A 13,990-nucleotide genomic window follows, 5' to 3' on the forward strand; every position below is an offset into this window, starting at 1 on the left:
TGGAGCATAAGGGCCGAATAAGAAGAGCAGACCCGCACTTACTCAACGACTCATACACTGCTCATAGCGCCCATCCACCCGCTCGGCAAACCAGGCAGTGGTCAGCTTGCGGGTGATCTTCGGGCTCTTGAGCTCGATGCCCGGCAGCACGGCCCGCGGCAATGCACGGCCGGCCCTGGCATCGGCCAGGGCAAACACCTCCCGGTACAGCCGAGTCTCTTCGAAATCCAGTTCGGTGCCCTGCTCCAGCTGACTGCGAATCTGCGGGTTGCGCAGGCCCAACTGCCGACCCAGCTGACGTGCTGCCCTTTCTGTGGTGCCGGGCATGATCGACCCAGGCGCAATCAGGTCACCGTCCAGCGCCAGATCTATCCCGGTGACCTGGCTGAGCGCCGCCTGAAACGCCGCATTACGGCTGGCGTACCAGCCAGCGTTGAAGTCAGCGAACCGATAGAGCTGACGCTCGTAGTTGGCGGGATAGCCCAATAGATGCGCAATCCCGAAATACAGGCCACCGCGGCGCGTGAACACTTCCTGGCGCACGCTACCCTCGCGTGCGTAGGGATAGGCTTGCGCGTGTTTCTCGGCAAAGTCGATGCTCACCTGCATCGGGCCGCCGGTATGTACCGGGTTGAGCCCCCCCAGCAAGGTACGGCCCAATGGCACCCGCGCGATCACCTCATCATACAGTTCGCTCAATTGCTTCTCGGTGCGCACTGCCTGCAAGCGCTGTGCGTAGGTCTTGCCATTGCCAGACGGGGTTTGCAGCGCGCCGTCGACCAGCATTCTGGGCACATGCACACGGGCAGCCCGCCGATTGATTTCCTCGCGCGCGATACGGCCCAGCTGGGGCACCTGGGGGTCGGCGTTGAAGGTGGACTCCTGCTCGGTCACAGCCAGTACCGCGCACAGGTTTCGCTTTGAAGGCTCGATACCTTGGGCCTGGAACGCCTTCTGGATATCAGCGGCCCAGCCGGCCCGGTCGCCAGCCTTGGCGGGCAACAAGCGCATCAGCTCGGCGTGCACCTGCGCAGGGTCGGCTTGGGGTACGGACGCTCGGCGCCCCGTACACCCTTGCAACACGGCCAGGGCCAGAACGGCTGCGGCCAGCATGCGCCCGTTCAGAGGTGGGCTCCTGCCAACGGGCGCGCAGAGGGATTGATCAGCATGGTCTGTCCTGGGGGTTCAAAGCCCCTAGCCTCGCCGACCGTGGGCGAGACGTCAATCAACCCGTCAGACGCAGCGGTTCCAACGCCCTGGTCAATGCCGCCAGCACGCCTGACTCGTGGTCATGGATGAAGAAGTGACCGCCAGGGAACACCTGCAGCGAAAACGAGCCCTGGGTTTCGTGCTGCCAGGCCCGTAGCTGCTCGTCGCTGGCCCGATCATCTTGGCCACCCAGTACGTGCAACGGGCAGCGAAGCGCGGGCCGCTGGCGATAGGCGTAGGTCCCGCACAGCAGAAAGTCAGCGCGCAGGATCGGCAGTGTCAGGCTCATCAGTTCATCATTGGCAAGCACCTGCTCTGGCGTGCCTTGCAGCTCACGCAATTCATCGATCAGCTCGGTGTCGGACTTCGGCTCGCGCCAGTGCCTGCCGTCATAGTCTTCCCGGCGGGTAGGCGCAGCAGTGCCGCAGGCGAACAGCGCCAGCGGTGGCTGGCAACCAAGCGCCTGCAGTTCATGGGCCAGTTCGAAGGCCAGCAGCGCGCCCAGGCTGTGGCCGAGCAAGGCATAAGGCGTACTGGTCGCCAGGCGCTGCTCCTGGGCCAGCTGTCGGGCCAGCGCCTGCATGTCGGTGTGCAACGCCTCGGCCATGCGTGCGCCGCGGCCTGGCAATTCCACTGGCCTAACCTGCAACCACGCCGGTAGCGCGCGGCGCCACCGGCTGTACACCATCGCACTGGCCCCCGAATACGGCAGGCACAGGAGATTGATCACCGTCACTGTGCGCCGGCTTCAGCCATTTTCTGACGCAGGCTGAGCGGACGCATGTCGGTCCACACCTCATCGATGTAGGCCAGGCAGTCCTTTTTCAGCCCTGCTTTGCCCACCGCCCGCCAGCCCTCGGGGATCGCCTTGTATTCCGGCCAGATCGAATACTGTTCTTCGTGGTTGACCACGACCTGGAACTGGATGTCTTCACGGTCGAAAACTGAAGTCATGTTGCCTGCCTCCTTGAGTGGGATTGCCACTGCGCGCGCGGCGCAGGGGAACTCTCAAGTAGACGTGCAGGGAGTGGAAAAAATTAGGCGACCGGGCGATGCCGGGCCGGCCTGTGGATGTGGGGCCGGTTCGGTCAGGTATCGCGCAACAGGTCGTGGGTGTCGAGCAGGCGGAAGGCAACCTGCGGATTTCGTTCGAGCCCCTTGCGTATGGCCGCCGGTATGGCCTGGCGCGTCTTGCGGCACAACCCAGGCTGATCGTCCAGCTCGATGACGATCCCGCGCATGGTGCGCACTTCATGATGGCCCGGTGCGATATGCAGCCGGATGCCCAGGTTGTCATATAGCCGACGTTGCAGGCGATAGAGATCCTCGATGTCCTGAAGGTTCTCCAGGCGTTCGAGCAGGCGCTTTTCTTCCTGCCGGGTCAGCAGCAGGATGCGCCGAGCAGGCTCGCACTCGGTGGCCAGCTGATCGCGACCGCAGATGCACGCACCGGGCGGGCAAGGTTGGCGCAATGGTACAGAGTTGGTCATTGCCCAAGCATAGCCAGGATTGCGGCACCCGTGCTACGCCCGGTGGTGTCATGGCGCGACGCCCTCGACGATGATCACCTCGGCGCACGCCGCACCTTGGCGCAGGCCGCAGGCTTGCTGGTAAAGGTCGGATCGATAGCAGGCCACGGCCTGGTCATAGGAGTCGAACTCGATCACCACGCTGCGTTGGGGCGTAGGCCGCCCTTCCAAGGCCTCACTGCGCCCTCCCCTGGCCAGAAAGCGCCCACCGTAGGCCTGGAAGGCTGCCGGGGCACGCTGAGTGTACTGCTGGTATTGAACCGGGTCGGTCACATCCACATGGGCAATCCAATAGGCCTTCATCCGCTTGTCTCCTGCGTGGGGGCTTTTGTGTATGATGGTATACCATAAACAATAACTCTCAGCACGAGCACTCGACATGCCTTTCAACAGCATCGATGAAATTCTCCAGGATTATCGGCAAGGCAAGATGGTCTTGTTGGTGGACGATGAAGATCGTGAGAACGAAGGCGACCTGCTGATCGCCGCCGAATACTGCGACGCACAGGCCATCAACTTCATGGCCAAGCAAGCCCGTGGCCTGATCTGCCTGACGCTGACGGATGAGCACTGCCAGCGCCTGGGCCTGGAACAGATGGTTCCGGCCAATGGCAGCATGTTCAGCACCGCCTTCACCGTCTCGATCGAGGCCGCGACCGGCGTCACCACGGGCATCTCCGCCGCCGATCGCGCACGCACCGTGGCAGCTGCCATGGCCGCCGATGCGCGCCCGGAAGACCTGGTGCAGCCTGGGCATATTTTCCCGTTGCGCGCCCGCGAAGGCGGTGTTCTCACCCGCGCAGGGCACACCGAGGCCGGCTGTGACCTGGCCCGCCTGGCAGGCTTGAGCCCGGCGTCGGTCATCGTCGAGGTGCTCAACGACGACGGCACCATGGCCCGTCGGCCCGAGCTTGAAGCCTTCGCGGCCCGCCACGGCATCAAGATCGGCACCATTGCCGACCTCATCCACTACCGGCTGAGCACCGAGCAGACCATCAAGCGCATCGGGGAGCGTGAGCTGCCCACGGTGCATGGCACCTTCCGCCTGGTCACCTATGAGGACCGTATCGACGGCGGCGTGCACATGGCCATGGTCATGGGCCAACTGCGCCGTGAGACGCCTACGCTGGTGAGGGTGCACGTGATCGATCCGCTGCGCGACCTGGTCGGCGCCGAGTGGGCGGGCCCGGCCAACTGGACGTTGTGGGCGGCACTGCAGAAAGTGGCTGAGGAAGGCGCAGGCGTGGTCGTGATCCTGGCCAACCATGAGTCCTCCCAGGCGCTGCTCGAACGTGTGCCGCAATTGACCCAACCCCAGCGCCCCTACCGGCGCGGGCACTCGAAGGTGTATTCGGAGGTCGGCACTGGTGCGCAGATACTTCAAGACTTGGGCGTGGGCAAGCTTCGTCATTTGGGTCCGCCCTTGAAGTATGCAGGCTTGGCGGGCTACGAGCTGGAAGTGGTGCAGAGCATACCGTTCGAGCCAATGGCTGGCTGATCGCGCAGCCTGCATGGCCATCGACCAAATGATGGCCGGTAGCCTGCTGCTACTTGCGAAAAGTTTGGAATACCATAATATGACATTCCGTAGACCTTGAATTTGTCTACCGCTGCTCCCCGAATACTGTTGGCGGGCGCACCACAAGCCCTGCCTCGAATAACAAAAAGCAACGAGGGCGTAATCATGCTGTTGAGCAAACGTGTAACCGCAGTGCTGTCGGCCAGCCTCCTGACATTGGCCTGCCAGGCCACTCAGGCGGCTGAGAGCCTGAATTTCGTAAGCTGGGGCGGAACGACCCAGGATGCTCAGAAACAAGCGTGGGCAGCCCCGTTCAGCAAGGCTACCGGCATCAAGGTGGTGCAAGACGGCCCGACCGACTACGGCAAGCTCAAGGCCATGGTCGAAAGCGGCAACGTGCAGTGGGACGTGGTCGACGTCGAGGCTGACTTTGCCCTGCGTGCTGCCAGCGAAGGCCTGCTCGAACCTCTGGACTTTTCCCAGATCCAGCGCGACAAGATTGACCCGCGCTTCGTTTCCGATCATGGCGTGGGTTCGTTCTTCTTCTCCTTCGTGCTCGGCTACAACGAAGGCAAGCTCGGTGCCAGCAAGCCAACCGACTGGACCGCGCTGTTCGACACCAAGACCTACCCCGGCAAGCGCGCCCTCTACAAATGGCCAAGCCCAGGTGTGCTGGAACTGGCGCTGCTGGCCGATGGCGTAGCACCGGACAAGCTCTACCCGCTGGACCTGGATCGCGCCTTCAAGAAGCTCGACACCATCAAGCAGGACATCGTCTGGTGGGGCGGCGGTGCGCAGTCGCAACAGCTGCTGGCCTCCGGTGAAGCCTCCCTCGGCCAGTTCTGGAATGGCCGCGTCTACGCCCTGCAACAAGACGGCGCGCCTGTAGGGGTGAGCTGGAAACAGAACCTGGTCATGGCCGATTTCCTGGTCGTGCCCAAAGGCGCGAAGAACAAGGATGCGGCCATGAAGTTCCTGGCCAATGCCAGCAGCGCCGAAGGCCAGGCCAAGTTTGCAAACAAGACGGCCTACGCCCCGGTCAATACCGACAGCCTCGCCAAGCTGGACAAGGACCTGGCCCCGAACCTGCCGACTGCCTATGCGCAGGATCAGGTTACCCTGGACTTTGCCTACTGGGCCAAGAACGGCCAGGCCATTGCCGCCCGCTGGAATGAGTGGCTGGTCAAATGAAAGTCGCGATCAATGCCCTGCATAACGCCCAAGGTGCCCCTTCGGGCACCGGTGCTCCAGGGGCCGGGCCACGGCGCGCCTCCCTGAGCCAGCGCTGGAAGGGCAGCCGCAACCTGCTGCCAGCCCTGCTGTTCCTGGGCCTGTTTTTCTTCGCACCGTTGGTTGGCCTGTTACTGCGCGGCGTGCTCGAGCCCACGCCTGGCCTTGGCAACTATGAACAGCTGTTCGCCAACTCGGCCTATGCCCGGGTGTTGTTCAACACCTTTTCGGTGGCCGGGCTGGTAACGCTGATCAGCGTACTGCTGGGCTTTCCGCTGGCCTGGGCGATCACGCTGGTGCCCAAGGGCTGGGGCCGGTGGCTGCTGAACATCGTACTGCTGTCGATGTGGACCAGCTTGCTCGCACGCACTTACTCCTGGCTGGTGCTGCTTCAAAGCTCGGGGGTCATCAACAAAATGCTGATGGCCATGGGCATCATCGATAGCCCACTTGAGATGGTGCACAACCTCACTGGCGTGGTGATCGGAATGAGCTACATCATGATCCCGTTCATCGTGCTGCCGCTGCAGGCAACCATGCATGCCATCGACCCGATGGTGCTGCAGGCAGGCTCGGTGTGCGGTGCCAGCCCGTGGACCAATTTCTGGAAAGTGTTTCTGCCGCTGTGCCGGTCGGGGCTGTTCTCCGGGGCATTGATGGTGTTCGTCATGTCGCTGGGGTACTACGTCACCCCGGCGCTACTGGGCGGGGCGCAGAACATGATGCTGCCTGAATTCATCATCCAGCAGGTGCAGTCGTTCCTCAATTGGGGCCTGGCCAGCGCGGCAGCCGCCTTGCTGGTGGTCATCACCCTGGTGCTGTTCTACCTGTACCTGAAGCTGCAGCCGGAATCCCCGGTTGGCACTGCGAGGTAAACCACATGCTCTTGTCTCCCAACGCCATGGGCCGGCCGCTTCGCACCGGCCTGTACTTGACCACCGGCGTGATTGCTGCCTTCCTGCTGCTGCCGGTGGTCTTCATCGTGCTGCTGTCGTTCGGCTCATCCCAATGGCTGGTGTTTCCGCCGCCGGGCTGGACGTTCAAATGGTACGGGCAGTTTTTCTCCAACCCTGAGTGGATGGACGCGGCCCTGGCCAGCCTAAAGGTCGCCGTGCTCACCACCGTTGCGGCAGTGCTGCTGGGCCTGCCCACGGCCTTTGCCCTGGTACGGGGGCGCTTCCCGGGGCGCGAACTGCTGTACGGTTTGTTCACCATGCCCATGATCGTGCCCCTGGTGATCATCGCCGTGGCGGTATACGCCTTGTTCCTCAAGCTGGGCTACACCGGGACTTTGTTCGCCTTCGTGGTGAGCCACGTGATCGTCGCCCTGCCCTTCACCATCATCTCCATCATCAATTCCCTGAAGCTGTTCGACCAGTCAATCGAAGACGCCGCCGTCATCTGCGGCGCCTCGCGCCTGCAGGCCATCTTCAAGGTGACTTTCCCGGCCATCCGGCCTGGGATGATCGCCGGCGGGTTGTTCGCGTTTCTGGTGTCCTGGGACGAAGTGGTGCTGAGCGTGATGATGGCCAGCCCCGATCTGCAGACACTGCCGGTAAAGATGTGGACCACCCTGCGCCAGGACCTCAGCCCGGTAATCGCCGTGGCATCGACCTTGCTGATCGGTCTGTCGCTGCTTGTGATGTTCCTTGCCGCCGCCCTGCGCCGGCGTGCCGAAACCAACGCCTGAGCGCGCGGAGATTAACCCATGAGTGCAGTGATCCAAGACAACGCGCGTGGCAAGGCCCTGGTCAGCCTGCGCGGCCTGAACAAGCATTACGGCGACTTCACCGCCGTGGACAACCTGGACCTGGACATTCAGGAAGGCGAATTTCTGACCTTCCTGGGTTCCAGCGGCTCCGGCAAGTCCACCACCCTTTCGATGCTGGCTGGCTTCGAGACGCCCAGCAGCGGCCAGATACTCGTGGAGGGCCAATCGCTGGTCAACGTGCCGCCGCACAAGCGCGACATCGGCATGGTGTTCCAGCGCTATTCTCTGTTTCCGCACCTGAACGTGCGCGACAACATCGGCTTCCCCCTGGCCATTCGCAAGCTGGGTGCGGCTGAAACACGCAAGCGTGTCGATGCCATGCTCAAGCTGGTGCAACTGGAGCCCTTCGCGCACCGCAAGCCCTCGCAGATGTCTGGCGGGCAACAGCAACGCGTGGCCATCGCCAGGGCGCTGGTCTACGAGCCGCGCATCCTGCTAATGGACGAGCCGCTGGGTGCCCTGGACAAGAAGCTGCGTGAAGACCTGCAGGACGAATTACGCCAACTGCACCGGCGTCTTGGCATTACCATTGTCTACGTCACCCATGACCAGGAAGAGGCTATGCGCCTGTCCCAGCGCATCGCGATCTTCAGCCATGGCAAAATCGTGGGCCTTGGCAGTGGCTACGACTTGTATCAGAACCCGCCCAACGCGTTTGTCGCCTCGTTCCTGGGCAACTCCAACTTCCTGCGGATCAAGGCCAATGGCAACGGCGCCGGTAGCTTCGAAGGCCAGAGCGTGGCCATCCGCCTGACCCCAGGCCTGAGCCAGGACCAGGATGCCCTGATCATGGTGCGACCCGAGAAGGCCCTGGCCCTGACTGCTCAGCAAGCTGCCGAGCAACCTCTGCCTGCGGGCTGGAATGAAGTCAGCGCCACGGTCGGCGAGGTGTTGTTCCTGGGTGAAAGCCAAACCTGTCATGTGATCACAGCAGGCGGTACATCGTTGACGGTCAAGGCGCTTTCGGCGGCAGGCATGCCGATGCAGCCAGGCGACACCGTCAAGGTACGCTGGGCCGTGGCCGATGCGTGTATCTATACCCAATGGGCAGAAAGTGACCTGAGCAAATCGGCCGGCGCTCACTGAGCCGAGGAGCTGACGCCACGTATCAGGCCGTGCGCTAATGCCTGCGCACGGCCGCCTTGTCATCACACTATCACGCCACTGTCTTACGCTCAGGCCATTCCCACCGTAAAGGTCCAATCGGCATGGCCCGCCTGTTCGCCCTCCTGTTGACCATGCTACCGGTGATGGCCTGGGCCGAGTCCGTGCCTCTGCGCATCCAGGGCTCCAACACGCTTGGCAGCGCCCTGTTACCGGCATTGGTACTGGCGCAACTGCGTGCTGAGCTCGCCACCCAGGTGCAGGTTCACCGCGGTCAGTCTGACAATGAGTCAGTGATCACGGCGACCCGCGCCGACGGCGTAGCCGTTCGGGTCGACATCGCGGCACATGGTACGAACACGGGCTTTTCTGCCTTGGCTCGTAACGAGGCCGACCTGGTCGCCGCCTCACGTCCGATCAATGACAGCGAAGCGCGGCAATTGCAGGCATTTGGTGACCTGCGGGCCCCTGCCGCCGAACATGTGATCGGATTGGACGGTGTCGCCATCCTCGTCAATCCTGCCAACCCGTTGCATGAGTTGTCCCTGGATCAAATAGCGCAGGTTTTCAGCGGGCAGATACAGCGCTGGGAGCAACTGGGAGTGGCCGGTGGCGACATCCACCTGTACGCCAGGGACGAACGCTCCGGGACGTTCGAAACGTTCAAAGCACGGGTACTGGCGCCTGGGCAGGTCAACCTGGCGCGGACAGCCACGCGTTTCGAAGCCGGCGATCGTCTGGCCGCCCAGGTAGCGGGTGATCGCCAGGCAATCGGATTCTCCGGCCTTTCGACCACACACGGGACGAAGGTGCTGGCAGTGGCCGAAGGCACCGCTGCGGCGCAGCTGCCCGAACGCGCCTTGGTGGCCAGCGAGAACTACCCCCTGTCACGTCGCCTGTTCCTGTATCTGCCCACTCCCTCAAGCCCTCAAGCCACCGCATTGATCGACTTCATCCAGAGCCCTGCTGGGCAGGCCATCGTGGCCGAACAAGGCTTTGTGTCACAACAGGTCGTGGCCCAGCGGGTGGTGCCTGTTCCGGACATGCCCGCCCGGTATCGCGACCTCGTAGAGCACGCCCAGCGGCTGAGCGTGAATTTGCGCTTTCAACCGGGCAGTGCCGCCCTGGACAGCAAGGCCATCCAGGATGTGCAGCGGATCATCGATTACCTGAACCAGGCCAGCAAGCAGCAGCGCAAGGCTGTGCTGGTCGGCTTCGGCGACCCCAAGGACACACCGGGACGCGCGGCCCTGCTCTCGCGCCTGCGCGGCGAGGCGGTACGCCAGGCGCTGGCGCGCGGGGGTATCGAGGTGCTGGAGGTGGCGGGGTTAGGTGACCAGATGCCGGTGGCCGGTAACGAGCTGGAGCAAGGCCGATTGCGCAACCGTCGCGTCGAGGTCTGGGTCTATTGAGGCTTGCAGTACTGCACCAAGACCTGAGCCGTCAGCGCATCGAAAGCCCTTCGCAAAAAAATGTAACAGCTGCCCATTCGGCGTGCCCCACAAATGGATCTACGCTCAAGCTTAAGTGATACCGGGCCCCTCTGACGGTTGCCAGCCGCCATGTCGGATCACTGTTGCCACGCAACGTCGACCGACCAGGAGGGGCTCATGACAGCTCTGCACACCTTTCTCACCACACCTTTTCTTGGCACCAGCGCTTGGCTATGGCTGATCTTCGTCGCCATCGTCGTCGGCTTGCTGGTGCTCGACCTGGGCGTGCTGCATCGCCATGACCGTGAAATCGAAATGCGCGAAAGCCTGCTGCTGTATTCGGGCTATTTTGGCGTTGGCGTGCTGTTCGGCGTTGGGGTTTGGTACTACCTGGGCGCGCAGCCGGCGCTGGAGTTCTACACGGGGTTTCTCGTCGAGCAGTCGTTGTCGATGGACAATGTCTTCGTCATGGCGATGATCTTCAGCTACTTCGCCGTTCCCAGGCGGTACCAACACCGCGTGTTGTTCTGGGGCATTCTCGGTGTGGTGGTGTTGCGCGCCATCATGATTGGCGTAGGTGCGGCCCTGGTGCAGAACTTTGCCTGGGTACTTTATATCTTCGGCGCTTTCCTGCTTTTTACCGGCGTGAAGATGGCGCTGTCCAAGGAAGGCAGCCAACCGGACCTGGCCAACAATCCGATTCTGAAGTTTGTGCGGCGGCACATGCGCGTGACCGATCAGATCCACGGCTCGAAGTTTTTCGTGCACATCACGCCCAGCGGGGGCAGCCATGCTGTGCGCCACGCTACGCCGCTGTTCCTTGCGCTGGTTTTGATTGAACTGGCCGACCTCGTCTTTGCGGTAGACAGTGTTCCGGCAATATTCGCCATTACTCAGGACCCTTTCATCGTCTACACATCCAATATCTTTGCCATCTTGGGCCTGCGTTCGCTGTACTTTGCCTTGTCGGCACTGATGCACCGTTTCGTGTACCTGAAATATGCGTTGGCGCTCGTGCTGATCTTCATCGGTTGCAAGATCTTCTACCACGGCTTGATTGGCAAGGTGCCCGCCCTCTTGTCGTTGGGTGTCACGTTCGGACTGCTGCTGGGCGGTGTGCTGGTGTCGCTGATAAAAACCCGTGGTCAGGGCAAGGCTGCGATTACTGAGTCGGATCAAGCGACTGGAACCACTGGGCATAAGGAGTATTGACCGCCATGCGCCGGTTGAAGTCCGGGCTCCCGTCGGCCCACCAGACAGGGCCCCGCTCACCCAGCGCCACCTTTGCCGTCTGAACCTGGGCACGGGCGCGGGTTAACTGATCGGGATCGTTGTCGGCTTTTGCGTCCTTTACAGCTCTGCGGGCGTCCATCAGGGCATGCACCCAGTGCTGACGCTCAGCCTCGGACAGGGAGGGGTCGGTACAGCGCCACAACCGCCCCCGGACAACGAAATAGCGGCCGTCCGGGGTCGTGGGGTAACGCTGGGCAGGCATTACTTGGCCAGCCAGTTTTCCACTTCATCTGCGCCGTGTTCTGCCTTCCATGCCTTGAGCTTGGTGTGATTGCCACCTTTGGTCTCGATGACTTCACCGGTGTGAGGGTTCTTGTACTGCTTGACTTGCCGAGCACGACGCGGCGCTTTCTGGGACGCAGCAGGCGCAGCGGGACGTTGACCGTTTTTCGGATCGAGCAGGTTGACGATGTCGCGCAAACTGTATTCGTACTTGGCCAGCAGATTTCGCAGTTTGGTTTCAAACTCGATTTCTTTCTGCAGCTCAGGGCTACCTTTCATGGCTTCCAGCTCTGCAAGTTGGGCAGCCAATTTCTGTTCCAGTTGTCGAAACTCTGCAAGACGAGACATGGGGACGTTTCCTTTTCAGTACGACGGGCAATAAAACTTCAGTAACTTGTTAGTGCAGTCGAACATACGCTTGGTTCAACCCGCTTGACTAACTAGACCGCATTACCGTCTGTCCGTCAAAGAAAATGTTAGTGCCCTGCAAGCGGTCTGTTGCGCACACCCAGCGGAGACTGAATCATGCCCAACCCGTTCCCCAGCCTTCTTGGCTTGTGTATCGCCAGCGCCCTGCTCGCCGGTTGCTCAGGTGCCAAAACCGCATCACCCGTACACACACCCGGCGCCCCAATAAAACCCGGGACGCAATGGCTTGAAAAAGGCGCGGCGCTGTTACAGTCCAAACCACCCATTGAGGCACTCAATGCCTACCTGGACGGCTTTCACTTCTATAACGGCCATCCGGATATTCAAATGGAAGCGCATCATTACTGTGCGATCCTCAACGAAGACGTCATTCAGTGCGTGATCTACGATGGCAGCACGGCCACGGCCAAGATCATGGGCGTGGAGTACATCATCGATCAGAAGTTGTTCGCCCGTTTACCCGACAAGGAAAAAGCCCTGTGGCACAGCCACGGTTACGAAGTGTCCTCCGGCCAGTTGGTGGCGCCCGGTATACCTGCGCCTGCCGAGCATGCCTTGATGAAACGCCTGGCCACCACCTACGGCAAGACGTGGCATACCTGGCATACCGACCAGGACAAGTCCCTGCCGATGGGCGTGCCCCAACTGATGATGGGCTTTACGGCAGACGGTCAGGCAGACCCTGCAATGGTCGAGCAGCGCAATCGTCGCCTGGGCATCGATACCACCCAGACGCGCAAGCAGCGCGCTGACATCGACATTCCGACGCCTGACACCGGCGCCGACAGTTGGCAGAAAGGCGTCGTCATTCAGTTGGATGACCCTACGGGCGCGCATCTGCACAAACCTGCCACCACTACGCCTGCCGATACCAACAGCCGTTCGGCCCGCTGAGCCTGGCGGGGTGACCACAGCAATCAGCGTTGGGCCGCTGAACCCGACGCAGGCAGGTGCTTGCCGATCTCGTACTTGCCGATCGCAGCCCGGTGTACTTCATCGGGCCCGTCGGCCAGGCGCAGCGTGCGCTGCATGGCGTACATGTAGGCCAACGGAAAGTCAGCGCTGACCCCCGCGCCACCGTGCAACTGGATCGCCCGATCGATCACGCGCAGCGCCACGTTCGGTGCTACCACCTTGATCTGGGCGATTTCGCTGCGGGCCACCTTGTTGCCCACCGTGTCCATCATGTAGGCCGCTTTGAGCGTGAGCAGTCGTGCCATGTCGATGTCCATGCGCGAATCGGCAATCTTGTCGACATTGCCGCCCAGGCGCGCCAGTGGCTGACCGAACGCAGTCCGGCCAACCGCGCGCTTGCACATCAGTTCAAGGGCCCGTTCGGCCATGCCAATGGATCGCATGCAATGGTGAATGCGCCCAGGCCCCAGTCGGCCCTGGGCGATCTCGAACCCCCTGCCTTCTCCAAGCAGCACGTTCTCCAATGGCACCCGCACATTTTCGAACACCACCTCGGCATGGCCATGGGGGGCGTCGTCGTAGCCAAACACCGGCAAAGGCCTGAGCACCCTCACACCGGGGGTATCCATCGGCACCAGAACCATCGAATGTTGTTGATGCCGCGGGCCGTTCGGGTTGGACAGGCCCATGAAGATCAGCACCTTGCACCGTGGGTCACAGGCGCCGGAGGTCCACCACTTGCGGCCATTGATGACCCATTGGTCCCCTTCGCGCACTGCTGTGGCCGCCATATTGGTGGCATCTGAGGACGCCACATCGGGCTCGGTCATGGCGAATGCCGAGCGGATCTCGCCCCGCAGCAAAGGCTCCAGCCACTGCTGCTTCTGCGCGGCCGTGCCGTAGCGCACCAGCACTTCCATGTTTCCCGTGTCCGGTGCCGAGCAGTTGAACGGCTCCGGGCCCAGCAATGAACGGCCCATGATCTCTGCCAGTGGGGCGTACTCCAGGTTGGTCAGCCCTGCACCGTATTCGGATTCAGGCAGAAAAAGGTTCCACAAGCCCTCCTCGCGCGCTTTGGTCTTCAACGACTCCATGATGGCGGTAGGCTGCCAACGATCGCCTTCGGCCACCTGGCGGTCGAATACGGACTCGGCAGGATAGACGTAGGTATCCATGAATGCAGTCACGCGCTCGCGCAGCGCTTGCACCTTGGGCGAATAGGCGAAATCCATTGGCAGGTTCCTTCGGGTCTAATGACATGAAGCAAGCCTAGGGCAGGCATGGGTCATCCACCTAGTCTATTTTCGGCGTGTATTAACATTCATAACCGATATAT

Annotated in this window: 16 protein-coding genes; 8 read left to right on the forward strand and 8 right to left on the reverse strand. The window is 61.9% G+C overall.

Annotated features, from left to right (window positions below):
* Positions 1–42 precede the first annotated feature (42 nt).
* From FH041_RS08350 to FH041_RS08370, 5 genes are all read right to left on the reverse strand, one after another.
* Positions 43–1,113, reverse strand: coding sequence for a DUF1615 domain-containing protein (locus tag FH041_RS08350; protein ID WP_165919251.1), 1,071 nt, complete (start codon positions 1,111–1,113; stop codon positions 43–45).
* Between the two features lie 112 nt (positions 1,114–1,225).
* A complete protein-coding gene (locus FH041_RS08355; protein ID WP_140174394.1) occupies positions 1,226–1,945 on the reverse strand; it encodes a thioesterase II family protein in 720 nt (239 codons plus the stop codon).
* Positions 1,942–2,163, reverse strand: a complete 222-nt coding sequence (locus FH041_RS08360; protein ID WP_028686977.1) for an MbtH family protein — start codon at positions 2,161–2,163, stop codon at positions 1,942–1,944. Before FH041_RS08360 ends, FH041_RS08355 begins: the two co-directional genes overlap by 4 nt.
* A gap of 134 nt (positions 2,164–2,297) precedes the next feature.
* On the reverse strand, positions 2,298–2,699 hold the full coding sequence (locus tag FH041_RS08365) for a hypothetical protein (protein WP_027914689.1): 402 nt from the start codon (positions 2,697–2,699) through the stop codon (positions 2,298–2,300).
* 48 nt (positions 2,700–2,747) lie between these two features.
* Positions 2,748–3,041, reverse strand: a complete 294-nt coding sequence (locus tag FH041_RS08370; protein ID WP_027914688.1) for a DUF1330 domain-containing protein — start codon at positions 3,039–3,041, stop codon at positions 2,748–2,750.
* A 76-nt stretch (positions 3,042–3,117) separates the two neighbouring features.
* On the opposite strand from FH041_RS08370, the gene ribBA reads away from it, so the two are divergent.
* The 7 genes from ribBA to FH041_RS08405 all read left to right on the forward strand — a co-directional run bounded on the left by ribBA (position 3,118) and on the right by FH041_RS08405 (position 11,007).
* Positions 3,118–4,236, forward strand: a complete 1,119-nt coding sequence (gene ribBA / locus FH041_RS08375) for a bifunctional 3,4-dihydroxy-2-butanone-4-phosphate synthase/GTP cyclohydrolase II (RefSeq protein ID WP_088522979.1) — start codon at positions 3,118–3,120, stop codon at positions 4,234–4,236.
* Positions 4,237–4,422: 186 nt separating this feature from the next.
* Entirely contained in the window at positions 4,423–5,448 is a 1,026-nt protein-coding gene (locus FH041_RS08380; RefSeq protein ID WP_088522980.1) for an ABC transporter substrate-binding protein, read from the forward strand.
* Complete coding sequence (locus FH041_RS08385; RefSeq protein ID WP_027914685.1) at positions 5,445–6,362, forward strand: ABC transporter permease; 918 nt, start codon at positions 5,445–5,447, stop codon at positions 6,360–6,362. Before FH041_RS08380 ends, FH041_RS08385 begins: the two co-directional genes overlap by 4 nt.
* 5 nt (positions 6,363–6,367) lie before the next feature.
* Positions 6,368–7,177: an ABC transporter permease gene (locus tag FH041_RS08390; protein WP_023536057.1), complete on the forward strand. Its 810-nt coding sequence runs from the start codon at positions 6,368–6,370 to the stop codon at positions 7,175–7,177.
* Between the two features lie 18 nt (positions 7,178–7,195).
* A complete protein-coding gene (locus FH041_RS08395; RefSeq protein WP_088522982.1) occupies positions 7,196–8,344 on the forward strand; it encodes an ABC transporter ATP-binding protein in 1,149 nt (382 codons plus the stop codon).
* A gap of 122 nt (positions 8,345–8,466) precedes the next feature.
* A complete protein-coding gene (locus tag FH041_RS08400) occupies positions 8,467–9,774 on the forward strand; it encodes a substrate-binding domain-containing protein (protein WP_088522983.1) in 1,308 nt (435 codons plus the stop codon).
* A 198-nt stretch (positions 9,775–9,972) separates the two neighbouring features.
* Positions 9,973–11,007, forward strand: a complete 1,035-nt coding sequence (locus FH041_RS08405) for a TerC family protein (protein ID WP_027914682.1) — start codon at positions 9,973–9,975, stop codon at positions 11,005–11,007.
* Here the strand turns inward: FH041_RS08405 and FH041_RS08410 are convergent.
* Both FH041_RS08410 and FH041_RS08415 read right to left on the reverse strand, forming a co-directional pair.
* The gene (locus FH041_RS08410; RefSeq protein ID WP_080992879.1) at positions 10,958–11,290 is read right to left on the reverse strand and encodes a hypothetical protein; all 333 of its coding nucleotides are present in this window, start codon (positions 11,288–11,290) and stop codon (positions 10,958–10,960) included. The genes FH041_RS08405 and FH041_RS08410 overlap by 50 nt on opposite strands.
* Entirely contained in the window at positions 11,290–11,658 is a 369-nt protein-coding gene (locus FH041_RS08415; protein ID WP_023536121.1) for a histone-like nucleoid-structuring protein, MvaT/MvaU family, read from the reverse strand. Before FH041_RS08415 ends, FH041_RS08410 begins: the two co-directional genes overlap by 1 nt.
* Positions 11,659–11,835: 177 nt before the next feature.
* On the opposite strand from FH041_RS08415, the gene FH041_RS08420 reads away from it, so the two are divergent.
* Positions 11,836–12,633 carry an OBAP family protein gene (locus FH041_RS08420; protein ID WP_033695034.1) on the forward strand — a complete coding sequence of 266 codons (798 nt, stop codon included), beginning with the start codon at positions 11,836–11,838 and terminating at the stop codon, positions 12,631–12,633.
* Between the two features lie 23 nt (positions 12,634–12,656).
* Here FH041_RS08420 and FH041_RS08425 read toward each other — a convergent pair whose 3' ends face one another.
* Positions 12,657–13,886 carry an acyl-CoA dehydrogenase gene (locus FH041_RS08425; RefSeq protein WP_027914679.1) on the reverse strand — a complete coding sequence of 410 codons (1,230 nt, stop codon included), beginning with the start codon at positions 13,884–13,886 and terminating at the stop codon, positions 12,657–12,659.
* Positions 13,887–13,990 lie beyond the last annotated feature (104 nt).

The sequence above is a fragment of the Pseudomonas sp. SWI7 genome (assembly GCF_006351945.1).
Classification (GTDB): Bacteria; Pseudomonadota; Gammaproteobacteria; order Pseudomonadales; family Pseudomonadaceae; genus Aquipseudomonas; species Aquipseudomonas fulva.